Here is a 21999-nt window from a genome sequence, read left to right on the forward strand (position 1 = left end):
AAATCTGTGATTCAGACATGTTCTTTTGAAAATAAACATAGCCTGTGAGATACTAGGGTCTTATTATTACTTTGCAGGAAACAGAGGTGTCATCGTGGCGGCAAAAGACAGGATTCAAGCCATTAAGCAAATGGTGGCTAACGATAAGAAAGTGGCGGTATCTAATTTAAGTTCAATCTTTCAGGTGACTGAGGAAACGATTCGCCGCGATCTTGAAAAACTGGAAGATGAAGGTTTTTTGACCCGAACATATGGCGGTGCAGTGCTCAATACCACCGCGTTGTCCGACAATATTCATTTTTATAAGCGTGCAAAATCTTTCTTCGAAGAAAAGCAGATTATTGCCCGTAATGCATTACCGTTTATTAAAAATAAGACCACAATGGCTGCCGACTCCAGCAGTACCGCGATGGAATTATTAAAGCTGTTGAAGGAAAGAAACGATCTGACGTTGCTAACCAATTCGGCTGAAGCATTTCATGAGTTGGCGCAGTCAGAAATTAACGTGGTTTCTACCGGCGGTGAGTTGAATAAGAATACGCTGTCGCTGCAGGGAAGAATCACCAAGGAGATTATCAGCCGTTATCATGTTGATATCATGGTGATGAGCTGCAAAGGTTTGGATATGCAGAGTGGGGCGCTTGATTCTAATGAAGCGGAAGCGGAAATCAAAAAAACCATGATCCGCCAGGCGACTGAGGTGGCCCTGTTAGTTGATCACTCAAAGTTTGACCGTAAAGCTTTCGTTCAGCTCGTGGACTTTAGCCATATTAATTACCTAATAACCAATAAGGCACCGGGTGCAGAGTGGATTGCATTTTGCAAAGAGAATAATATTCAACTCGTTTATTAGCTATAATGAGGGTTGTGTCGATATTATTTTAAGTTTGCACTTGGTAAATGCCATAAGAATCTAATGATGATGGATGGCGCGGCAAAATTTTTCTGCCGCGATCGCCATACTTTCTATTTAGCTGAATTTGAGGCATCCAGATGGAACAATGTGACCCTATAGGCGCAAGATTAGATCGCTTACCTTTATCTCGATTTCATTTTCGTATTTTTGGAATTATTAGTGTTAGTTTGTTAATAACTGGTTTTCTCAGCTATTCCGGGAATGTGGTATTAGCAAAACTAGTCAGCACAGGCTGGTCAAACAATTATCTCAATGCCGCGTTTACCTCAGCGCTGATGTTCGGTTACTTTATCGGTTCGCTAGTCGGTGGTTTTATTGGTGATTATCTCGGTCGACGCAAAGCGTTCCGCGTCAATTTGTTAATCGTCGGGGTCTCAGCCTGCGCTGCAACGTTTGTGCCCAACATGTACTGGCTTATTTTCTTCCGCTGTCTGATGGGGATAGGAATGGGGGCGCTAATTATGGTGGGCTATGCCTCATTTACAGAATTCATTCCACCCGCGGTTCGTGGGAAATGGTCTGCCCGTCTGTCATTTGTCGGCAACTGGGCACCAATGCTATCTGCGGCAATTGGCGTCGTGATTATTGCACTTTTAAGCTGGCGGGTGATGTTTCTGCTCGGCGGCATGGCAATGCTGTTGGCCTGGTATCTGTCGGGAAAATACTATATTGAATCCCCGCGTTGGCTGGCTGGCAAAGGGCAGAGAAGCGAAGCTGAAAAACATCTTATGCAGGTGGAATCGCAAATTGAGAAAGAAAAAAACATCACTTTACCATCCTGCCGGAACGAATGCTCGTCGGCGGATTTAAGCACGATAAGTGGTTCATTTTGGCTCTTGTTTAAGGGGCCAATGTTGCGCTGTACACTGGTGGCGATCACGGTGCTTATTGCAATGAATATTTCGCTCTATACCATTACGGTATGGATTCCGACGATATTTGTTAATTCGGGAATCGATGTAACGAAATCCATATTTATGACCGCGATAATTATGATTGGCGCGCCGGTCGGGATATTTATTGCCGCGTTAATTATCGATCGCTTTCCTCGGCGATTGTTTGGCTCATTCTTGTTGATTATTATCGCCTTGCTTGGGTATTTCTATTCGCTTCAAACTGAAGAGTGGGCAATTCTGAGCTACGGACTGGTGATGATTTTTTTTCTGTATATGTATGTCTGCTTTGCCTCTGCAGTTTATGTCCCGGAACTATGGCCCACGCATCTTAGATTGAGAGGATCGGGTTTTGTGAATGCGGTGGGGAGGATTGTCGCTGTGTTTACGCCTTATGGCGTCGCTATTTTGTTGACCCGCTATGGCTCGGTTACGGTCTTTATCGTGCTAGGAGCAATGTTGGTGCTATGCGCTTTGATTCTTTTTTGTTTTGGCATCGAAACACGCAAAGTATCGCTGGAAGAGATTTCAGCGCTGGCCTGAGATAACGCGCCGACAGGAGTGACCCGGTCGGCATCGCTTACGGCTGGGTTTCCAGCCAGTCGTCCAACGTATACAGCGTTGCGCCCGCAGCTGCCATTTCCATAAAGGCGTTTGCACTGTCCTGGGGATGAATATTAACGCCACGGCAGCCGTCGGTTATAACGCTGACGGTGTAGCCAAGATCGAGCGCATCCAGTACGGTGAATTTGACGCAATAGTCGGTAGCCAGACCCATGATGATGAGCTCGGCAATGCGGTGTTCGAGTAGCCATGCATTTAGCGCGGTTGCCTGACGACGACCGTTATCAAAAAAAGCACTGTAGCTGTCGACCAGCGGGTTCTCACCTTTAGTGAACGTTTGGGTTATCGCACGCTGGTTCAGCAGCGGATGCAGGGCAGCACCTTCGCTGTTTTGTACGCAATGATCGGGCCAGAACGTCTGCGCCAGGCCATCGAGTTGTCCCTGGCTGTAGGGCTCGACCTGATGCTGGCTGGCAAAACTACCGTGATTAGCCGGGTGCCAGTCCAGACTGGCAACGACCGTGTCGCCGCGTATGGCACACCAGTCAATCAGGCGGTTGGCGATATCGATTGTGCTGTCACCTTGTGGGACCGCGAGGGCACCACCGGCACAAAAGTCATTTTGTAAATCGACCAACAGTAAGGCTCGGGCCATGGGCATAGACTCCTTTAATCGTCAGGCGTGAGCTCACCACGCAGATTTTGCGTCATTGCTTCACGAATTGTCTGCGTATCCAGTCCCTGACTCAGCAAATAGTGCAGTTTGGTGAGTGTGGCTTCGACGGTCATATCCGCGCCGCCAATCACGCCAGCATGCGCCAGCGCATTCCCTGTCGCGTAGCCCCCCATGTTCACCTTGCCGGACATACACTGCGTAAGGTTCACCACCACAATGCCACGCGAGCTCGCATCTTCAAGTTCTTTCAGGAACTCTTTATTCTGCGGCGCATTGCCCACGCCGTAGGAGCGCAAAATTAATGCTTTTACCGGCTGGCGCAGGAAGTTGCGTACTACATCAGCGGAGATCCCAGGATAAATAGTGACCACGCCAATCGGTTGTGGAGTGATAGGATGGACAATCAACTCACCTGTGCCGTGAGGTGCGGGCGGTGTTCCCAGCCGACGAATGTGGATCCCGGCTTCCAGCAGTGGTGCAAGGTTGGGTGAGGCAAACGCGTCAAAACCATCAGCATGCGCTTTAGTGGTCCGGTTACCGCGAAACAGTCGGTTGTTGAAAAACAGGGTCACTTCATTGATCGGATAATTTGCTGCAACGTACAACGCATTCAGCAAATTGATTTGTCCGTCAGAACGTAGCTCTGCTAATGGGATTTGTGACCCTGTCACAATGACTGGCTTGCCCAGATTCTCCAGCATAAATGAGAGCGCCGAAGCCGTAAACGCCATGGTGTCAGTGCCGTGCAGAATGACAAAACCATCGTAATCGTCGTAGTGCGTCTTAATGTCTTCAGCAATATGCTGCCAGTCTTCTGGCGTCATATCGGAGGAATCCATCAGCGGGACGTATTCGTGGATGGTGAAGTCTGGCATCTCCGGGCGGTGGAATTCAGGCATCAGTGCCAACTGACGCTGGAGATGACCGGAAACAGGAATATAACCCTGTTCTGAGCGCTGCATACCAATGGTACCGCCGGTATAGGCAACGTAAATCGATTTCTTTTGCATGGGCGTCACAGGTTAAGTTGTGCATAAACAGGCGCAGTATAAAGTTCCCCCCGAAAAAATACAGTGCAAATGACGCATACCTGCCATCCGATCAATATGTCATTTATGTTCAGTGCCTTGTCCCGTTTGTTCAGTGTGGTTTTGCTCCCTCGGCCCTACAGTAGCAGCCTTGCTTTTTGGATATAGCGATTGCCGTTATCATGTTTCGTCGTAATGACAATACGCATGGAGCCTGAAGTGAAGAAAGACCTGAGAATTTATCAGCCAGGCGAGTGGGCGGATGGAGACATCATTACGGCTATCGATGCGAGTCAGACAGAGACACCGCGCAGACCACAGTTGAATGTCGGCATTCTTCTGTGGCCGGAATTTCCTCTGCTGGCGCTGGCGGGGTTAACCGATGCGTTACGTCATGCGGCGGATATGGGGGATGATAGCCAGAAAATTCGCTGCTCCTGGCGTCTGATGAGCGCTACACCAGACCGACCAGTTCTAAGCAGTTCAGGAATGGCGATGATGCCGGATAGCGCATTCGTTGCACCGGAACAATTTGATTATGTGGTGGTGATTGGCGGCTTGCTGCGCAGTATGGCGAAAGCCGATCGGGCCGCGCGACGTTACCTGCATCTTGCGCATCAGCTCAACATTCCGCTGGTAGGTATCTGCACGGGCAGCTTTGTTCTGGCGCAAGAAGGTTTCCTCAATGGGCTGATGGCGGCGATTCATCCCTGGCATCTGAATGATTTTAAAACGCAATTTCCTCAGCTGGCTGCCCGTAGCGGGGTCGATTTTGTTGAGGAAAAAGGGATTCTGACATGTCCGGGGGGCATTTCGACGATAGGGCTGGCAACAGAGCTTATTCGCCGCCACTGTGGTCCCGACAGGGCGACAAAAGCCATCTTCCAGATGTCCGTCCCCAACCGCATAGACAGCACGTCAGTGGCGGTCTCCAGAGCGATAGGTTTTACCCACGTGAGCGACAGTCGGTTACGCAAAGCGGTCTTTTTAATTGAGCAAGGGCTGGTAAAGCCCATATCGACCCGCTGGCTGGCCGCAGAAGTCAACCTGAGCCCTCGACAACTTACCCGGTTGTTTAACGCCGAGTTCGCCCAGTCGCCAGGAGAGTTTATCCGACGAGCGCGTTTGCGTTATGCCCACTGGCTGCTGATGAATTCTGGAGAGAGTGTCACGGAGATTGCGCTGCGTCTGGGATTTAGCGACTGTGCGCACTTTATTCGTTTGTTTAGTCGGGAGTTTGGCTGTACGCCTGGAGATTGTCGCAGTACGCGACATCAGAATGTGTAAAAAAATGCTGCCCCGACTTGGGGCAGCATTGGCTGATTAGCGAACGTTGGCGCAGGTCAGGCAAAACGCATAGCGGTTTTGCGGATCGTTAAACGCGGCCAGCTTATCGCTCTCCGCTTTAACCGTACTCGCCGCAGAAGCGAGCGGCGCCGGGAGCATCGCCTGGATCGCTTCAGGCAGCATGGCACGAACGGAACCGGACATGCTGTCCATCACCATATCAACGAATGTCGGTTCGTCCTGATAATACTCAATGTGCCATTGCTTCAGTTTGGCCAGCTCAGCCGCTTTCGCCACAGCGTCATCAAAATCACCCAGACTGTCTACCAGACCGTTGGCTTTCGCATCCTGGCCGGTCCAGACGTGGCCCTGCGCGATTTTGTCAATCTGCTCAGGCGTTGTCTTACGCGCATCTGCGACCAGCGTGATAAAGCGCTTATAGCCGTTCTCGATGCTCAGTTGCATCATTTGCTGCACTTCAGGTGGTAACGCTTTGGTGATGGAGATATCCGCCAGTGGGGATGTCGCCACGCCGTCGGTGTGTACACCAATGGAATCCAGACTGTTTTCCACAGTGTTGATCACGCCAAAGATCCCGATTGAACCGGTCAGCGTGCTGGGGTTCGCCACAATGTAGCTTGCTGGGGTGGAGATCCAGTACCCGCCGGATGCCGCCATGCCCCCCATGGACACGACAACCGGCTTGCCTGCCGCTTTTGCCGCAGCCAGCTCAGCGCGAATGACTTCGGAAGCGCTGACGCTGCCGCCAGGGCTGTTCACGCGCAGCACAATTGCTTTCACTTTCGGATCAAGACGCGCTTCGCGGATCTGCGCGGCAGTCGTGTCACCGCCCACATTCCCAGGGGTTTCTTCACCGTCCATAATTGCGCCATTCGCGAAGACGACGCCAATGCTGTCCCCAGTATCCGCTGGCGTTTTCAGCGAGTAATCGTAATAGCTGACGGCGCGATAATTTTTATCCGCTTTGCTCCAGCCAAACTGTTTGGTCAGCATTTTTTCGACTTCGGCGCTGGAGGCCAGTGCATCCACCAGTTTGTTGTCGAGCGCATATTTCGCGGTATCACCATCGACTTTTGTCAAACCGTCCAGCATGGCCTGTGCGCCCGGGAACACCTGCTGAGCAGGGATCTGGCGGTTGGCAGCGACCGTGTCGAGATAGTTCTGCCACAGCTCGCCGATCCAGCGGCTGTCGGCCTCGCGCGCGGCAGGAGACATATCATCACGAATGAACGGTTCTACGGCAGACTTATAAGTCCCGACACGGAACACGTGCGTGGAAACTTTCAGCTTGTCGAGCAGGGACTTGTAGTACAAACCGTTGGTGGCAAAGCCGTGCAGATCAACGGAACCCTGCGGAGAGAGATAAATTTTATTGGCGAAACTGGCGAGGTAGTACTGCCCCTGGCTGAAGTTATCGCCCACGGCAAAGACCGGTTTGCCGCTGTCGCGGAATTCCCGCAGCGCTTTACCGATATACTGCATGGAAGGCTGGTCGGCCCCGGCAAAATTTTTCAGATCCATCACAATGCCGGTGATGTTGCGATCATCTTTTGCCTGGCGAATAGTATTCACGATATCGAACAGGGAGTTTTCCTGCAGACGATCGGAACTGGCGCCAAACAGCTGACGACCAATAACGCTTAAGCGACTGGTGCTCGAAGGCTTATCGACAATCACCCCCGAGATATCCAGCAGCAGTGCGCCTCGCTCAGCGTGTTCACTGGTATTGCTGCTGCTGACCTGCATCCAGATGCCCACGCCCACCAGCACCAAGAAGATGAAGAACAGGTTAAGCACAAATTCACGGACGAAATTCAGTAATCGCCATGTCCATTTAAAAAATCCGGCAATAAATCGCCACAGGGTTCGCATGTATTCTCCCTACCGATTAACAACACGCCATCCCGAAATTCCGGAGAAAGGCGATAAGATGAGGCTATCGTAATGACCCGACAGGCACTTGTCAGCAGGAATCACCGCCTGTGCTGTAACAAAATCCGCTCACGTGTTAATTTTGTGAACAAATCTCATTGTTGGAGTTAAGCAAATGGATGCACTCGAATTACTGATTACCCGTCGTAGCGCCTCTCGTCTCGTCGAGCCAGCCCCGACAGGAGAGCAGCTGCAAAACATTCTGCGTGCGGGAATGCGCGCGCCAGACCACAAAACGCTGCAACCGTGGCAATTCTTTGTCATTGAGGGCGAAGGGCGTGAGCGTTTTAGCGCGGTGCTTGAAAAAGGGGCGATTGCCGCAGGCAGTGACGAGAAAGCCCAGGAAAAAGCGCGCAGCGCACCGTTTCGCGCGCCGTTGATTATTACCGTGGTGGCGAAATGTGAAGAAAACGACAAGGTTCCTCTGTGGGAACAAGAAATGTCTGCCGGTTGTGCGGTGATGGCTATGCAGATGGCCGCAATTGCCCAGGGCTTTGGCGGTATCTGGCGCAGTGGTGCATTAACCGAAAGTGCGGTCGTTCGCGAAGCATTCGACTGTCGCCCGCAAGATAAAATCGTCGGTTTTCTCTATCTGGGCACACCGCAGCTAAAAGCATCCACGACGATTAACCTTGCCGAACCGAGCGCATTCGTCCGTTATTTCTGATATCAACGGCAAAACTGTCTGGATTCTGAGCAAAGACACCCGAATTCAGACAGTCACTCTTACCACATCATGGAATGAGCGCTACCATATCCGGATTGCAATGACAGGAGATGTCCATGAGCGAGCAAGCTATTCGTTTAACGCAATACAGCCACGGAGCCGGTTGCGGTTGTAAAATTTCCCCAAAAGTGCTGGAAACCATCCTGCACAGCGAGCAGGCGAAGTTTGTTGATCCGAACTTACTGGTGGGTAATGAAACCCGCGACGACGCGGCCGTATACGATCTGGGAAACGGCACCAGCGTTATCAGCACCACCGATTTCTTTATGCCGATTGTCGATAATCCGTTTGATTTTGGACGCATCGCCGCGACTAACGCCATCAGCGATATTTTCGCCATGGGCGGCAAACCGATTATGGCAATTGCTATTCTGGGCTGGCCGCTGGATAAGCTGGCGCCGGAAATCGCCCGCGAAGTCACCGAAGGCGGACGCTTTGCCTGCCGTCAGGCGGGTATTGCGTTGGCGGGCGGCCACTCTATCGATGCCCCAGAGCCTATCTTCGGCCTTGCGGTAACCGGCGTTGTGCCGACCGAACGCGTGAAGAAAAACAGCACCGCTGAGGCAGGGGGTAAGTTGTTCCTGACCAAGCCTCTGGGTATTGGCGTTCTGACAACTGCAGAGAAAAAATCACTGCTGAAGGAAGAACACAAAGGACTGGCGACAGAAGTGATGTGCCGGATGAACATTGCCGGTGCGGCATTCGCCGATATTGACGGCGTGAAAGCCATGACCGATGTTACCGGTTTTGGTCTGCTGGGGCATCTGAGTGAGATGTGCCAGGGCGCAGGCGTTCAGGCACAGATCGTCTACCAGGATATTCCTAAGCTGCCTGGCGTTGAAGAATACATCGCGCAGGGCGCGGTGCCGGGTGGTACCCAACGTAACTTTGCCAGCTACGGACACCTGATGGGTGAAATGCCGCAATCGGTACGCGATCTGCTGTGCGATCCGCAAACTTCAGGTGGTCTACTGCTGGCGGTAACGCCGGAAGCTGAAGCCGAAGTGAAAGCGGCAGCGGCGCAGTTCGGTATCGATCTCACCGCCATTGGTGAGTTAGTGGAAGCTCGTGGCGGTCGCGCCATGGTTGAGATTCGTTAACTCGATGCGGTTGTTTATTGCCGAAAAACCAAGTCTGGCGCGTGCTATCGCCGATGTGCTGCCGAAGCCGCATCGCAAAGGCGATGGTTTTATCGAATGCGGAAATGGACAAGTGGTGACCTGGTGTATTGGTCACCTGCTTGAACAGGCGCAGCCGGATGCCTACGACAGTCGTTATGCTCGCTGGAGTCTGGTCGATCTGCCGATTGTCCCTGAAAAGTGGCAACTGCAACCGCGCCCCTCGGTGACCAAACAGCTCAACGTCATTAAGCGCTTTTTGCATGAAGCCAGCGAAGTTATTCACGCCGGTGACCCCGATCGTGAAGGGCAACTGCTGGTGGATGAAGTGCTGGATTACCTGCAACTGGCACCTGAAAAGCGCCAGAAGGTGCAGCGTTGCCTGATTAACGACCTCAACCCGCAGGCCGTTGAGCGGGCTATTGAGCGGTTGCGCGCCAACAGTGAGTTTATCCCGCTGTGCGTGTCGGCACTGGCGCGAGCGCGTGCGGACTGGTTGTACGGTATCAATATGACGCGCGCTTACACCATTCTTGGACGTAACGCGGGCTATCAGGGCGTACTTTCGGTCGGGCGCGTACAAACGCCGGTGCTTGGGCTGGTTGTGCGTCGCGATGAAGAGATAGAGAACTTCGTCGCCAAAGACTTCTTCGAAGTGAAAGCGCATATCGTAACGCCCGCCGATGAGCGGTTTACCGCTATCTGGCAGCCGAGCGAAGCGTGTGAGCCGTATCAGGATGAAGAAGGGCGCTTGCTGAACCGCACGCTGGCTGAACACGTGGTGAACCGCATTAACGGTCAACCGGCGATAGTCACCAGCTATAACGATAAACGGGAATCAGAATCCGCGCCGTTGCCGTTCTCGCTGTCGGCGTTGCAGATTGAAGCGGCGAAGCGCTTCGGTTTAAGTGCGCAAAACGTTCTGGATATCTGCCAGAAGCTGTATGAAACCCATAAGTTGATTACCTATCCGCGTTCGGATAGCCGTTATCTGCCGGAAGAACACTTTGCCGGACGTCACGCGGTACTGAACGCGATTAGCGTCCATGCGCCGGATCTGCTCCCGCAGCCGGCGGTCAATCCCGATACGCGAAATCGCTGTTGGGACGACAAAAAAGTGGATGCGCACCACGCCATCATTCCTACCGCGCGCAGTTCGTCCATCAACCTGAATGACAACGAAGCGAAAATTTACAACCTGATTGCCCGTCAGTATCTGATGCAATTTTGCGCAGATGCGGTATTCAGGAAGTGCGTTATTGAGCTGGACATCGCCAAAGGCAAGTTTGTCGCTAAAGCCCGTTTTCTGGCGGAAGCCGGATGGCGCACGCTGCTCGGCAACAAAGAGCGCGACGAAGATAATGACGGGACGCCGCTGCCGGTGGTGGCAAAAGATGACGAACTGCTGTGCGAAAAAGGCGAAGTAGTTGAACGTCAGACCCAGCCCCCGCGGCACTTTACTGATGCAACTCTGCTGTCAGCGATGACCGGGATTGCGCGATTCGTGCAGGATAAAGATCTGAAAAAGATCCTGCGCGCAACGGATGGTTTAGGTACGGAAGCGACGCGCGCCGGAATTATCGAGCTGCTGTTTAAGCGCGGGTTCCTGGTGAAAAAAGGACGTTATATCCATTCGACTGACGCGGGAAAAGCGCTGTTCCACTCGCTGCCAGAAATGGCGACGCGCCCGGACATGACGGCGCACTGGGAATCTATCCTGACCCAAATCAGCGAAAAGCAGTGTCGCTATCAGGATTTCATGCAGCCGCTGGTGGGAACGCTGTATCAGCTTATCGATCAGGCGCGCAGCACACCGGTACGACGCTTTCGTGGAATTGCTGCACCTGGCGGTAGTGGTAGCGATAAGAAAAAAAGCGCGCCGCGTAAACGTCCGGCGAAAAAAAGCCCGCCATCTGAAGAGGCGGGTCTGTAAGTTTGCAGGCCTGATAAGCATAGCGCATCAGGCTTAGCCGGATGCGGCACCCGTGCCTAATCCGGCCTACTGGCCTGCAGAGACAATATTAAATCACGCCCTGACCCAGCATCGCGTCGGCAACCTTCACGAAGCCCGCGATGTTGGCGCCACGTACGTAGTTGGTCTGCTTGCTTTCGCCGCCGTATTCAACGCAGGCATGGTGAATATCCAGCATGATGTGGTGCAGGCGCGCATCCACTTTCTCCGCTTTCCAGCCCAGACGAGCGGCGTTTTGCGCCATTTCCAGACCGGATGTCGCTACGCCACCGGCGTTGGCGGCTTTACCCGGTGCGAACAGTACGCCCGCTTCGAGGAACAGATCGGTGGCCTCGATAGTGGTCGGCATGTTTGCCCCTTCGGCGACAGCTTTCACGCCGTTGGCGATCAGTACGCGCGCTGCATCGACATCCAGTTCATTCTGAGTGGCGCACGGCAGGGCGATATCGACCGGAACCGACCACGGCTGTTTGCCTTCCAGATAGGTCAGGCCAAACTCACGGGCGTAATCCGCCACGCGACCGTCACGGCTGTCTTTGATCGCGCACAGACGCGCCAGTTTTTCTTTGGTAAATCCGCTTTCGTCAACTACGGTACCGCTGGAATCGGAGGCGGTAACTACTCGCGCGCCAAACTCCATGGCTTTCTCTATGGCGAATTGCGCTACGTTGCCGGAGCCAGAAACCGCCACGCGCATGCCTTCAAAGCCCAGACCATGGCGTTTGAGCATTGCTTCGGTGAAGTACACCAGACCGTAGCCGGTGGCTTCCGGGCGGATCAGGCTGCCGCCAAAAGAGAGACCTTTACCGGTAAAGACGCAGGCGCTGTTGTTGGACAGTTTTTTCATCATCCCGGCCATAAAGCCGACTTCACGACCACCCACGCCGATATCGCCCGCCGGGACGTCGGTATCAGGACCTAAATGGCGGAACAGTTCGGTCATCAGTGCCTGGCAGAAACGCATGATTTCGCCTTCGCTTTTACCTTTCGGATCGAAATCGCTCCCGCCTTTACCACCGCCCATTGGCAGCGTGGTGAGGGCGTTCTTAAAGGTCTGCTCGAAACCCAGGAATTTCAGGATCGACAGGTTCACGGAAGGGTGGAAACGCATACCGCCTTTGTACGGGCCAATGGCAGAGCTAAACTGTACGCGCCACGCGCGGTTGACCTGCACCTGATTGCGATCGTCCAGCCAAACTACGCGGAACTGGATCACGCGCTCCGGTTCAACCAGACGTTCCAGCAACGACATCTGACGATAACGCGGGTTCTGCTCAAGAAAGGGCCACAGCGTCGTCATTACCTCACGAACGGCTTGCGCGAACTCGGTTTGATTCGGGTCGCGCTTTTGCACATGGTTGAGAAATGACTCCAGAGAACATGTCTGATCCATAGATATAAGAACCTCTTATGTATTGATATGGTTATATTTTTGATAATTATGTTATGTGTTGTGCAGTTTTTGACTATACCATCAGCAGTGTGACGGGACGCAAGAAAAAATTAACCCCGCTAAGTAAATTAATATTGCGCCGTGGGTCATAACCAAAAGCGATGATGGAAGGGACTAAAGTTTCTGCCGATTTATACCGTTATACTGAGCATAAATGTCAGTTAAAAAGGAAAGACAATGCGCCGTTTAATCATGGCAGGAGCGTTGGTACTGGTGTCCTGCGCGACGCTGGCAAATCAGCTTTATCGCCCGGACGTGCAGGTGAATGTACCGCCGGAAGTGTTCAGTTCCAGCGGTCAGCGGGCACAGCCCTGTAGCCAGTGCTGTATTTATCAGGATCAAAACTACTCAGAAGGGGCGGTGATTAAAGCCGATGGCGTTCTGTTGCAGTGCCAGCGCGATGATAAAACGATCAGCACGAATCCGCTGGTCTGGCGGCGCGTAAAAGGATAAACGCCTCTAACAGCGGGATATCGGCGGGTGCCAGTGGATAACGCAGCGCCTCTTCGGGTGAGCACCAGACGATATCCTGATGTTCAAACGCTCTCAATTCCCCCTGAAAAGACGGTACATGCCAGGCGTGTAGGTGAATCAATCGGCCTGAAACCTCGCGTTGATGACTGGCAATGTAGCGCCCCACGACCGCCTCAATGCCCAACTCTTCACGCAGTTCGCGGATCAGCGCCTCGGGCTGACTTTCTCCCGGCTCAACCTTACCCCCGGCAAACTCCCACATGCCTGACTGATCCGCATGTAGCGGACGCTGAGCCAGTAAAATTTTGCCATCACGTTCAATGATAGCGGCGACCACGTCGAGGGTTTTCATCATATTCATCAAGATCTAACAGCAGAAAATGACATACTATCGTTATCTTTGTTTTATCTAAAGTATTCAGGAGCCACCGTTGAACGAACCTCAGTCGTGGGTAAAGCCGTTAACGCGTATCCCTTCCAGTTTAAAACCGCTCGTTGCCACGCAGAAAAAACATTATGGCGATGTGCTGCATCCCACGCGCTGGTGGGGGCGGATGCCGTTTCTGTTCTGGCTGGTGGCGCTGTTTGTCGGGTTTCTGGAGCGTAAAAAGGCGCGCTTAACGCCGGTGATGCGCGCGTTGTTGATGACCCGCGTTTCTCAGGTCTGCCACTGTGCTTTCTGTGTTGATGCGAATAGTTTACGGCTGGCAGAACGCTGTGGCGCGCTGGATAAAGTCATGCAGGTTGCCACCTGGCAAGATTCGACGCTGTTCAGTGCAGAAGAGCGCGTAGCGCTGGCCTATGCCGATGCGGTTACCGCAACGCCTCCACAGGTTGACGATGCGCTGAAAGTGCAGATGAAGCAGTATTTTACCGATACCGCGATTGCTGAAATGACCGCGCTGATTGCGTTTCAAAATCTCTCGGCGCGTTTTAATGCCGCTCTCGATATTCCCTCGCAGGGACTGTGCGACAGTTTTAAAGGACGCCCGCATGCTTGACCGCCATCTTCATCCACGATTAAAACCGCTGTTGCATCGGTGCGTAGGTATTATCGATAAACCGGCGATTACCCCGGACGGACTTACGCTGGTCGGATTTGCCATTGGCGTGCTGGCGTTGCCATTTCTGGCGTTAGGCTGGTATCTGGCGGCGCTGGTGGCCATTGTGCTCAATCGGTTGTTTGACGGACTGGATGGGGCGCTGGCACGGCGCAGAGGGTTATCCGACGCCGGCGGATTTCTCGATATATCGCTCGATTTTCTGTTTTACGCCCTTGTGCCGTTTGGCTTTATTCTTGCCGCTCCGGCGCAAAATGCGCTGGCAGGCAGTTGGCTGTTGTTCGCGTTTATTGGCACCGGTAGCAGCTTTCTGGCCTTCGCCGCACTGGCAGCGAAACATCAGATTGATAACCCCGGTTACGCGCATAAATCGTTTTATTATCTTGGCGGGCTGACCGAAGGAACTGAGACAATTTTGCTGTTTGTGTTGGGGTGTCTGTTCCCGGACTATTTTGCCGTGCTGGCGTGGATCTTTGGCGCGTTGTGCTGGATGACAACGTTCACCCGGATCTGGAGCGGATATCTGACGCTGAAAACCGTTCAGCGTCAGATGTAAGGTAATGCGTTGCCGGATGCGCTTCGCTTATCCGGCCTACAACAATGATATAGGTAGCTGGGTAAAGCGTTCTCGCCGCATCCGGCAATAATGCCTGTCTTACTTGCTGGCGTCCGGACCCCGTTCACCGCTGGCGACCGGGTTTTTCGGATTGCTGCTCCACTCGTACCAGCCACCATCGTAAACAGAGACGTTTTTCCAGCCCATCGCGCGGGCATACATAAACGTTTCTGAAGCACGCCAGCCGGTACCGCAATAGAAAGAGACCTGTTGATTCGGCAGGATATTCCATTGCTTCCACATGGCGGCGATGTCATCCGCGCTGCGCATGGTGCCATCCGGGTTATGGAAATCTTCCATATGGGTAGAGTCGCTGCCCGCGTGGCCCCAACGCGCGCCTGCGATCTCGCCTTTTGGCTTAATGTAGCTGTAGCCGCTGGTAGTACCGACAAATTCTGGCCATGAACGAATGCTTACCAAAGACGCATCCTGGCGATGCAGCAGACCGCGAGCCTGTTCCGTATCGAGCATCAGCTGCGGCTGGGCAGGGATTTTTACGCCGAAATCAGGTTCTGGTTTCACCGTTGGCGGAGTGCCGCGTTCGACCGGTAAACCTGAGTCGGACCAGGTTTGCCAACCGCCGTCGAGCAGACGAACGTCTTTCACGCCTGCGTACAACATAATTTGTGCCACGCGTGCGGCGGCATAGACATCGCGGCCGTATAAAATTACCGTGGTGTCGTGGCGGATACCGTGTTTCGCCAGCATCGCTTTAAGCTGCTCATCGGAAACTTTATTCCACAGCGGTTCGCTTTCAACTTCATTGGTATCAATGTAGCCCGCGCCGGGGATGTGGCTGAGCAGATACAACTTCGGCGCGCCCCAGGCGGCTTCAATCACTTTCCAGTCACCCGCCGGTTTGGCAGTCACGTCTTTACCCTGCTGAAGATTGTGCAGCCACTGTGGGTAGACCAACTGTTCGAAGTGCGGCAGACGTTGCAGACGCGCAGGATCTGTCAGCGCATCGCTGAGGGTTGAAATCTGGTTAAAGCCAACTTTTTGCAGACGGGATTTAACGGCCTGCATGTCGTTATCACTGCCATACAGCGCCACCGGAGCGTCGGTCTTAAGTTGATGTGACTTAACCCAGGCGCTGAGTTGTTCATCATTCATCTTGTCGAGCCAGGCGGCAGACAGGTTCAGTGCGGAAGGTTCGTGTCCTGAAGGACCATTGAGCGATTGTGGCCAGCCGTTGTAAAAAGCGCTCTGACGGGTATCGATCGCCGCGCCTTGCTTTTGCTGTAACTGGTTGAGGGTGAGCGTCTGTGCTGTTTCAGCAGCCCAGGAAGAAGCGCAAGCGAGCCCTAAAGCCAGTGCCAGCGCGGTCATTTGAGAAACACGTTTCATCGAATAGCCCGACGTTGAAAAAAAGAAGACGACATTCTGTGCCGCCAGTTACGTAAAAACCTTGCGTTAACGCAGCATATCGCCACATTCACGCCCAGTTTTCCATCTGAAATACGCGGCCTGCAGGCGGTACGTCCTGCGCGTCATGTGTCACCTGTACCACCGGGATCCCCAATTTACACACCTCGGTGAAGACCCATTGGCGAAAGTTATCGCGTAGCGACGCATCCAGCCTGCTAAAGGGTTCATCAAGTAACAGCGCCTGGGGCTGCGCCAGCAGCGCGCGGAGCAGGGCGACCCGCGAACGCTGCCCACCGGAGAGCGAAGCCGGATCGCGTGAATAAAATCCTGCCAGGTCCGCGCGTGCGAGGGCGCTTTCTACCTCATGACGCCTGGCAGGACCTTGCAGTCTGGCGGGTAAGGCTAGCAGTAAATTCTGCCCAACGCTGAAATGGTCAAACAGCAGCGCATCCTGGAACAAAATGCCAATCTGGCGCTGCGTGGTAGGTAACGTATCGATGCGTCGTTCATTAAGCCAAAGTTCGCCTGAGGACTGGAACTGGGGAGATAACGCCCCGATCATCCATGAAAACAGCGAAGATTTCCCGCTGCCGGAAGGTCCCATAATTGTGACAATGTCACTTTTGTTAACCTGAAAATTAACGTCTTTCACCAGCGCTTTCGCGCCCTGGTACAACGAAACGCCTCGTATGGTAAGCATTAGCGGAGTCCTTGTCGAAAGCGGCCGATCCACGCGGCGAGAAAGGCTGCAAGTGCGAAAACGAGCAGTGGTAAAAGCAGCTGCCACAACGCTTGTGTTGCCAGAATCGCACTGCTACCGCCGCTGCTTAATGCCACCGCTTCGGTGGTTAACGTGGGATAGCGTCCGGCACCTAGCCACAGCGTTGGCATATACTGGGCGATACTAACCGAGAAGCCAACCGCGAAGGCAATCAATGCCGGGCGCGCCAGCTGCGGGCATTTCACCAGCCAGAATATCCGCCCCCGCGTCCAGCCCAGGGTTTGCGCAATCAAAATTAATCGTGGGTCAATGCGCTGCCACGCCGGTTTAAGCACAAATAGCATCCAGGGCATCACCCACAGCAGGTGGCCCCAGATAATGGTCGTCATCAGTCCATCTTGTTCGGCATATAACGCCAGCAGATATTGTCCGGTTACCAGCGGTAGCGCAGGCAAAATGAGCGGTAGCCAGACCCAGCGGTGTCCGGTTTGTGGACCCCATTCCAGCCAGGCAAAAAGTATCAGAAGCGCCAGCACGCTGGAAAGGAGCCCCAGTTGCAGGCTATTGCTGAGCGCCTCGTTGTTTAGCGAGGAATAGCTGGCGATAAGCGCCAGTACCAGCGCGCATACCACACCGCTGACGGGCAAAATCTGTACCAGCGGGCGTACGATTGTCATAGATGAAAAATGCTGGCGTTCACCGTTTACTGCCGGAATAGTATGTCGCCAGGCACGCCAGAGCAGATAACCCACCAGCGCGATAACTAGGAGCAACAGCACCAGCAACAGACTGGCAAGTGCGCCTTTCGCCTGCTGTTCGACGTCGCCCTGACTGAGCCACTGCCAGCTCAATACGGCAAGCGTTGGCGGATTGCCGGGACCAAGAACGATTGCCACATCAACAACGGAGAGTGACCAGGCAACAATCGCCAGCATAGCTTTACCTAATGCCGGGCCGATAGCGGGCAGAACCAGCCAGTTCAGGCATTGCAGTCGGCTGTAACCCAGCGAATCCAATACGATAACCTGCTGAGAAAGTTGTTTTTCACTCAGCAGGGCCGAGAGAATCCATAACAAAAAAGCGCTCTCTTTCACCGCCAGCGTTACGCCAAGTCCAATGCCGTAGCGGTCCGGCTGTGGGCTGAGGAACGGGAGCCATTGCCAGAGCAGGCCGCCTTCAGCAAAAACCAACAGCACGCTCGTGGCGAAGGCAACGTGCGGAATTGCCAGCAGCCACGGAAGACGCGTATACAGACGTACCCAGCCTGCGCCGGGCCACAAGGCGAGGATCGCCAGCAGCGCGATAATCAGCGCGCCCCCAGCCGCGAGGCCGACGGAAACCAGCGTTGCCAGTAACGCCTGCGGGAGTTGAGGATCGGCAAAGAGCGCCAGCCAGTGTGTGGTACTAAGCGCCGGTGTTATCAGAGACCATGCCGCTGGCGCCAACGGCAGATAAACTGCCGCCATGATGGCCCAGAGTAGCAGAATTAATGCGTACCGTAGCGGCGTAGCCATTCTTGTTCCAGAGCGTTTACCCAGGCTGCATGCGGTTCTGGCAACACGGCAGGGAGCCCCTGTGGGATCCGCGCCAGCAGCGCATCACGCTGTTCGTCAGGCAATTTTTGTGGATCAAGCACCGAAGGATCTCCCCAGACAGCCGGGTCAGCTTTGCGCAGTTGTGCTTCAGGAGAAAGCAGGAAGTTTGCCACGACTTTTGCTCCGGCACTGGCGTGGGTATTCGCCGGAATGGCAACAAAGTGCACGTTGCCGAGCATGCCCTGTGAGAAACCAAAACTGTAGCTGCTTTTAGGCAACTCGCCGCTGGCTACTTTTTGCTGCGCGTGGGCAGGGTTAAAGGTCAATGATAAACGCAGGGTACCGCTATTGAGAAGTGAATCCATTCGTGCTGGCGTGGGCGGAAAATCTTTGCCTTCACGCCAAAGTACAGGATGCAAGGTATCAAGATACTGCCACAATGGCGCGGTAACTTCGGCGAATGTCGCTGCATCTGGCGCAACTTTCAATGCCTGTGGTTTGGTGGTGAGCGAAATTAGCAACTGCTCAAGAAAAGCAGTTCCGGTAAAGTCTGGCGGGCGTGGATAGGTCACCGTGCCAGGGTGCGCCTGCGCAAATTCAAGAAGTGCCTGCGGAGATAACGGCGGCTGCGCGGTGAGATCGCGCCGGGCAATAAAGGTGAGTTGGGCACCGCCCCACGGTGATTCAGCCCCCTCTGTTGGAACGGAGAAATCTTCGGTCACCGGTTTTTGTGTATCAACATAGCGCCAGTTAGGCAGCGATTGTGCCCACTGGGTTTGCAGCAGCCCGGCTTCTTTTAGCGTACGGAAGTTTTCGCCGTTAACCCACAGTAAATCGACAGAGCCGCCGGTTTTTCGCCCGGATGCCGCTTCCGTCTGGATGCGTTTTACGGCATCGGCGGCGTCTGCCAGGCGCACGATTTTCAGGTTAATGTCGTAGTGCGTTTTCATCTCGCCGCTAACCCAGTCGAGATACTGGTTAACTGCATTGTCACCACCCCAGGCGTTGAACCACACCGTTTGACCACGGGCGTCATTTTTGATTTGCTGCCAGCTGGCGTCCTGGGCAAACGTCGCCAGCGGGCAGAGCAACAAACTCAGACACAATAAGCAGTAACGCATAATATCTCCATGGCTAAAAATGGGGGAAGGTCTCAGCTTTTTTTCCGTTGGCGCTCAAGATAAAGGCTTCTCGCCACCGATATCACCACGCTTAGGGCAAACAGGACAAACAGACCCGTCACAAACCAAAATGTGTCGCCGGTTAACAGGCTTCCCGCCCATGAGTAGACGATAGTGGCGGGTAACTGTCCGATGCCGGTGGCGATGAAAAAATGGCGAAAACGAATTGAGGTCAGGCCAGCCGCGTAGCTTACCGGGTCGAACGGCACAAAAGGTAACAGGCGGCAGACCAGAATAGTGTGCTTACCATAGCGCTCGAAAAAAGCGTCCATATTGTTCAGCACCGTTTTTCCGGTCAGCTTTTCTACCGCACCGCGACCTAAAGTGCGGGCGATAAAAAAGCACAGCGCCGCACCTGCCATTGCGCTGCTCCAGGATAGTACGCCGCCCCAAAATGCGCCAAACAGCGAGGCATTGGCAAACGTGATCACAAACGCAGGAAGCGGTGCAACGATGGCCTGTAAGATCATCAGGAAGAACGACACCACCGCCGCCTGGGTTCCATAAGAACGAATAAAGTTCTCAAGAGCATGCTGATCGAGTGTGGTAAATGCTGCCAGGCTGCCGTGGAGAAAATCACTCACGCCAGGTATCCATGCCCATGCCATTAGCCCGAGCAGTAGCAGAGCAATCAAACCCACCCGGTAATAGCGAGCCAGCCGCGCTTTATTCCGTTTTATCATTTACCTGTACACTCATGGTTGGCTGACGGATCGATATGCTTATATCGGGCCCAGGCTTTGGCTGCCTGAACGAGGGCGAATAACGCCAGCCCTGCCACGCTGAGCTTACCGATGAATACCAGGGTAATGCCTTCGCTGGCGAGTTCATGCGACATCAGCGTATAGATAAAGATGCCGGGTAAGGTGGTAAGTGCCGATATTACGGTAAATGACCAGAACGGAATGGCCGTCAGCCCATAGGCGTAATTTTGAATATTATAGGGGAACAGCGGTACGAGCCGGGTCAGGATTAGAAAGTCTACTCCGCTATGGGCAATGCCTTTTTCGATAGCCTGAAACGTTGCCGTGTGCCCAACGTATTTCAGTAGTAGATCCCGTCCAAGCCAGCGAGCCAGCAAAAACGACAGCGCCGAGGCCACGGTTGCTGCCACTAACGAGATAAGCGTCCCAGCCACGGGGCCAAACAGCACACCGCCGACGATCACCAGGATGCTGCCTGGGATCAGACACAGCGCAGCAACAATAAACAGCAGGATATAAAGCGTATAGCCGAACATACCGCTTTGGCGGATGACGTCTTGTAAATGATGGAAATTGGTTATCAGGTCGGTCAGACCATAATGATGGAAAACTCCCGCCAGAACGCAGAACAGGACCGCGACAATCAGCAGCCGGTATTCTGCTTTATGCGAACTTCTTTTTCATGGGGGTTCTCCTGTAAAACCGAGTGCAATGGAGCATTTTCGTCAGCGAAAAGCGCGCGCGAAGATATAATAAATTCCCGGCCGTAACAATGTATTACCGTCACTTTATTGATTTTGCACAGAATAAACAGACTCTCCAGGCCGGGCCCGGAGAGTAAAAAGGCGCAGAAGGTCAGACGCGGAATTTAGCCCATACAGGCGCATGGTCGGACGGTTTTTCCATGCTGCGAATTTCATAGTCGATGCCGGTTTCTTCGCAGCGTTCCGCCAATGGGTTGCTCGCCAGCAGCAGGTCGATACGCAGACCACGGTTATCGTCAAAGCCTTTTGAGCGATAATCAAACCACGAGAACTGATCATTCTTTTCAGGATTTGCGTGACGGTAGGTATCCACCAGACCCCAGCCCAGCAGGCGTTCCATCCACTCACGCTCCTCCGGCAGGAAGGAACATTTACCGGTACGCAGCCAGCGTTTACGGTTTTCTTCGCCAATGCCGATATCGAGATCGGTTGGGCTGATATTCATATCGCCCATAATCAATACCGGATTGTCGCGCTTCAGTTCAGTCTCCAGATAGTTTTGCAGGTTCTGATAAAACGCGGCTTTGGCCGGGAATTTGGTTTCATGGTCACGGCTTTCTCCTTGCGGGAAGTAGCCGTTGATCACCGTGATGCTGCCCAGAGGGGACGGAATTTCTGCCATGATGATCCGACGCTGCGCTTCTTCGTCATCGCCCGGGAAGCCACGACGTACCGCAATTGGCGTTTCTTTCGTTAACAACGCCACGCCGTAATGACCTTTCTGGCCGTGATAAAAGACGTTGTAACCGAGCTTTGCTACCTCTTCGAGAGGGAACATATCGTCGTGGACTTTTGTCTCCTGTAAGCCAATAACATCCGGTTGGTGTTTTTCGACAATGGCTGCCAGTTGATGGGGACGGGCACGCAGGCCGTTGATATTAAAAGAGACAAATTTCATAGTCGCTGCCACTTTGCAAGATGAATAGTGCAAGGATGGTAGCAGAATTTCTGCAGGCTGACTGCTTCTTGTCACCTGATTCCAACAATG

21 protein-coding genes are annotated in these 21999 nt (G+C 53.5%); 9 read left to right on the plus strand and 12 right to left on the minus strand.

What is annotated here, in order from left to right:
• Positions 1 to 94 precede the first annotated feature (94 nt).
• Both OGY09_RS18570 and OGY09_RS18575 read left to right on the plus strand, forming a co-directional pair.
• The gene (locus tag OGY09_RS18570) at positions 95 to 853 is read left to right on the plus strand and encodes a DeoR/GlpR family DNA-binding transcription regulator (protein ID WP_032943120.1); all 759 of its coding nucleotides are present in this window, start codon (positions 95 to 97) and stop codon (positions 851 to 853) included.
• Positions 854 to 993: 140 nt separating this feature from the next.
• Complete coding sequence (locus OGY09_RS18575) at positions 994 to 2352, plus strand: MFS transporter (RefSeq protein ID WP_057068371.1); 1359 nt, start codon at positions 994 to 996, stop codon at positions 2350 to 2352.
• Positions 2353 to 2389: 37 nt separating this feature from the next.
• On the opposite strand, the gene pncA is transcribed toward OGY09_RS18575, so the two are convergent.
• Both pncA and ansA read right to left on the minus strand, forming a co-directional pair.
• Positions 2390 to 3028 carry a bifunctional nicotinamidase/pyrazinamidase gene (pncA, locus tag OGY09_RS18580; protein WP_020996452.1) on the minus strand — a complete coding sequence of 213 codons (639 nt, stop codon included), beginning with the start codon at positions 3026 to 3028 and terminating at the stop codon, positions 2390 to 2392.
• Between the two features lie 14 nt (positions 3029 to 3042).
• A complete protein-coding gene (gene ansA / locus OGY09_RS18585; protein WP_191214787.1) occupies positions 3043 to 4059 on the minus strand; it encodes an asparaginase in 1017 nt (338 codons plus the stop codon).
• Between the two features lie 237 nt (positions 4060 to 4296).
• On the opposite strand from ansA, the gene OGY09_RS18590 reads away from it, so the two are divergent.
• Positions 4297 to 5364, plus strand: a complete 1068-nt coding sequence (locus tag OGY09_RS18590; RefSeq protein WP_267441576.1) for a GlxA family transcriptional regulator — start codon at positions 4297 to 4299, stop codon at positions 5362 to 5364.
• Between the two features lie 36 nt (positions 5365 to 5400).
• On the opposite strand, the gene sppA is transcribed toward OGY09_RS18590, so the two are convergent.
• A complete protein-coding gene (gene sppA / locus OGY09_RS18595; RefSeq protein WP_008784539.1) occupies positions 5401 to 7257 on the minus strand; it encodes a signal peptide peptidase SppA in 1857 nt (618 codons plus the stop codon).
• A gap of 175 nt (positions 7258 to 7432) precedes the next feature.
• Between sppA and OGY09_RS18600 the strand changes: the two genes are divergently transcribed.
• From OGY09_RS18600 to topB, 3 genes are all read left to right on the plus strand, one after another.
• On the plus strand, positions 7433 to 7984 hold the full coding sequence (locus tag OGY09_RS18600; protein WP_275399022.1) for an NAD(P)H nitroreductase: 552 nt from the start codon (positions 7433 to 7435) through the stop codon (positions 7982 to 7984).
• Positions 7985 to 8100: 116 nt separating this feature from the next.
• A complete protein-coding gene (selD, locus tag OGY09_RS18605; protein WP_275399021.1) occupies positions 8101 to 9144 on the plus strand; it encodes a selenide, water dikinase SelD in 1044 nt (347 codons plus the stop codon).
• Positions 9145 to 9148: 4 nt separating this feature from the next.
• Positions 9149 to 11095, plus strand: coding sequence for a DNA topoisomerase III (gene topB / locus OGY09_RS18610; protein WP_032934436.1), 1947 nt, complete (start codon positions 9149 to 9151; stop codon positions 11093 to 11095).
• A gap of 88 nt (positions 11096 to 11183) precedes the next feature.
• Here topB and gdhA read toward each other — a convergent pair whose 3' ends face one another.
• Complete coding sequence (gdhA, locus tag OGY09_RS18615) at positions 11184 to 12527, minus strand: NADP-specific glutamate dehydrogenase (protein WP_003832501.1); 1344 nt, start codon at positions 12525 to 12527, stop codon at positions 11184 to 11186.
• A 252-nt stretch (positions 12528 to 12779) separates the two neighbouring features.
• On the opposite strand from gdhA, the gene OGY09_RS18620 reads away from it, so the two are divergent.
• Complete coding sequence (locus tag OGY09_RS18620; RefSeq protein WP_171846094.1) at positions 12780 to 13040, plus strand: YnjH family protein; 261 nt, start codon at positions 12780 to 12782, stop codon at positions 13038 to 13040.
• On the opposite strand, the gene OGY09_RS18625 is transcribed toward OGY09_RS18620, so the two are convergent.
• Complete coding sequence (locus OGY09_RS18625) at positions 13000 to 13413, minus strand: pyrimidine (deoxy)nucleoside triphosphate diphosphatase (protein WP_126956334.1); 414 nt, start codon at positions 13411 to 13413, stop codon at positions 13000 to 13002. The two genes, OGY09_RS18620 and OGY09_RS18625, sit on opposite strands and share 41 nt — an antisense overlap.
• A gap of 79 nt (positions 13414 to 13492) precedes the next feature.
• Here OGY09_RS18625 and OGY09_RS18630 point away from each other — a divergent pair, with 79 nt between their 5' ends.
• Both OGY09_RS18630 and OGY09_RS18635 read left to right on the plus strand, forming a co-directional pair.
• The gene (locus OGY09_RS18630) at positions 13493 to 14062 is read left to right on the plus strand and encodes a carboxymuconolactone decarboxylase family protein (RefSeq protein WP_275399020.1); all 570 of its coding nucleotides are present in this window, start codon (positions 13493 to 13495) and stop codon (positions 14060 to 14062) included.
• The gene (locus tag OGY09_RS18635; protein WP_032943127.1) at positions 14055 to 14678 is read left to right on the plus strand and encodes a CDP-alcohol phosphatidyltransferase family protein; all 624 of its coding nucleotides are present in this window, start codon (positions 14055 to 14057) and stop codon (positions 14676 to 14678) included. Before OGY09_RS18630 ends, OGY09_RS18635 begins: the two co-directional genes overlap by 8 nt.
• Positions 14679 to 14777: 99 nt before the next feature.
• Here the strand turns inward: OGY09_RS18635 and OGY09_RS18640 are convergent, their stop codons facing one another.
• The 7 genes from OGY09_RS18640 to xthA form a co-directional block, all read right to left on the minus strand.
• Complete coding sequence (locus tag OGY09_RS18640) at positions 14778 to 16085, minus strand: sulfurtransferase (protein WP_168978345.1); 1308 nt, start codon at positions 16083 to 16085, stop codon at positions 14778 to 14780.
• An 88-nt stretch (positions 16086 to 16173) separates the two neighbouring features.
• On the minus strand, positions 16174 to 16806 hold the full coding sequence (locus tag OGY09_RS18645; protein ID WP_020996449.1) for an ATP-binding cassette domain-containing protein: 633 nt from the start codon (positions 16804 to 16806) through the stop codon (positions 16174 to 16176).
• Positions 16806 to 18341 carry an ABC transporter permease family protein gene (locus tag OGY09_RS18650; protein ID WP_275399019.1) on the minus strand — a complete coding sequence of 512 codons (1536 nt, stop codon included), beginning with the start codon at positions 18339 to 18341 and terminating at the stop codon, positions 16806 to 16808. The genes OGY09_RS18645 and OGY09_RS18650 overlap by 1 nt, the downstream gene beginning before the upstream one ends.
• Positions 18314 to 19483: an ABC transporter substrate-binding protein gene (locus tag OGY09_RS18655; protein WP_186413478.1), complete on the minus strand. Its 1170-nt coding sequence runs from the start codon at positions 19481 to 19483 to the stop codon at positions 18314 to 18316. Before OGY09_RS18655 ends, OGY09_RS18650 begins: the two co-directional genes overlap by 28 nt.
• Positions 19484 to 19515: 32 nt before the next feature.
• Positions 19516 to 20226 (minus strand): TVP38/TMEM64 family protein, encoded by a 711-nt coding sequence (locus tag OGY09_RS18660; protein ID WP_286590781.1) that lies wholly within the window; start codon positions 20224 to 20226, stop codon positions 19516 to 19518.
• Positions 20223 to 20879: a TVP38/TMEM64 family protein gene (locus tag OGY09_RS18665; RefSeq protein WP_170974252.1), complete on the minus strand. Its 657-nt coding sequence runs from the start codon at positions 20877 to 20879 to the stop codon at positions 20223 to 20225. Before OGY09_RS18665 ends, OGY09_RS18660 begins: the two co-directional genes overlap by 4 nt.
• 223 nt (positions 20880 to 21102) lie before the next feature.
• A complete protein-coding gene (gene xthA, locus OGY09_RS18670; RefSeq protein WP_003030642.1) occupies positions 21103 to 21909 on the minus strand; it encodes an exodeoxyribonuclease III in 807 nt (268 codons plus the stop codon).
• Positions 21910 to 21999 lie beyond the last annotated feature (90 nt).

Source organism: Citrobacter sp. Cpo071 (assembly GCF_030332765.1).
Classification (GTDB): Bacteria; Pseudomonadota; Gammaproteobacteria; order Enterobacterales; family Enterobacteriaceae; genus Citrobacter; species Citrobacter portucalensis.

What these genes read in the sequence shown, in the direction of transcription:
- OGY09_RS18575 (WP_057068371.1), top strand. Translation starts at nt 994, where the DNA reads ATGGAACAATGTGACCCTATAGGCGCAAGATTAGATCGCTTACCTTTA.
- pncA (WP_020996452.1), bottom strand. Translation starts at nt 3,028, where the DNA reads ATGGCCCGAGCCTTACTGTTGGTCGATTTACAAAATGACTTTTGTGCC.
- ansA (WP_191214787.1), bottom strand. Translation starts at nt 4,059, where the DNA reads ATGCAAAAGAAATCGATTTACGTTGCCTATACCGGCGGTACCATTGGT.
- sppA (WP_008784539.1), bottom strand. Translation starts at nt 7,257, where the DNA reads ATGCGAACCCTGTGGCGATTTATTGCCGGATTTTTTAAATGGACATGG.
- OGY09_RS18600 (WP_275399022.1), top strand. Translation starts at nt 7,433, where the DNA reads ATGGATGCACTCGAATTACTGATTACCCGTCGTAGCGCCTCTCGTCTC.
- selD (WP_275399021.1), top strand. Translation starts at nt 8,101, where the DNA reads ATGAGCGAGCAAGCTATTCGTTTAACGCAATACAGCCACGGAGCCGGT.
- topB (WP_032934436.1), top strand. Translation starts at nt 9,149, where the DNA reads ATGCGGTTGTTTATTGCCGAAAAACCAAGTCTGGCGCGTGCTATCGCC.
- gdhA (WP_003832501.1), bottom strand. Translation starts at nt 12,527, where the DNA reads ATGGATCAGACATGTTCTCTGGAGTCATTTCTCAACCATGTGCAAAAG.
- OGY09_RS18620 (WP_171846094.1), top strand. Translation starts at nt 12,780, where the DNA reads ATGGCAGGAGCGTTGGTACTGGTGTCCTGCGCGACGCTGGCAAATCAG.
- OGY09_RS18625 (WP_126956334.1), bottom strand. Translation starts at nt 13,413, where the DNA reads ATGAAAACCCTCGACGTGGTCGCCGCTATCATTGAACGTGATGGCAAA.
- OGY09_RS18635 (WP_032943127.1), top strand. Translation starts at nt 14,055, where the DNA reads ATGCTTGACCGCCATCTTCATCCACGATTAAAACCGCTGTTGCATCGG.
- OGY09_RS18640 (WP_168978345.1), bottom strand. Translation starts at nt 16,085, where the DNA reads ATGAAACGTGTTTCTCAAATGACCGCGCTGGCACTGGCTTTAGGGCTC.
- OGY09_RS18645 (WP_020996449.1), bottom strand. Translation starts at nt 16,806, where the DNA reads ATGCTTACCATACGAGGCGTTTCGTTGTACCAGGGCGCGAAAGCGCTG.
- OGY09_RS18650 (WP_275399019.1), bottom strand. Translation starts at nt 18,341, where the DNA reads ATGGCTACGCCGCTACGGTACGCATTAATTCTGCTACTCTGGGCCATC.
- OGY09_RS18655 (WP_186413478.1), bottom strand. Translation starts at nt 19,483, where the DNA reads ATGCGTTACTGCTTATTGTGTCTGAGTTTGTTGCTCTGCCCGCTGGCG.
- OGY09_RS18660 (WP_286590781.1), bottom strand. Translation starts at nt 20,226, where the DNA reads ATGATAAAACGGAATAAAGCGCGGCTGGCTCGCTATTACCGGGTGGGT.
- xthA (WP_003030642.1), bottom strand. Translation starts at nt 21,909, where the DNA reads ATGAAATTTGTCTCTTTTAATATCAACGGCCTGCGTGCCCGTCCCCAT.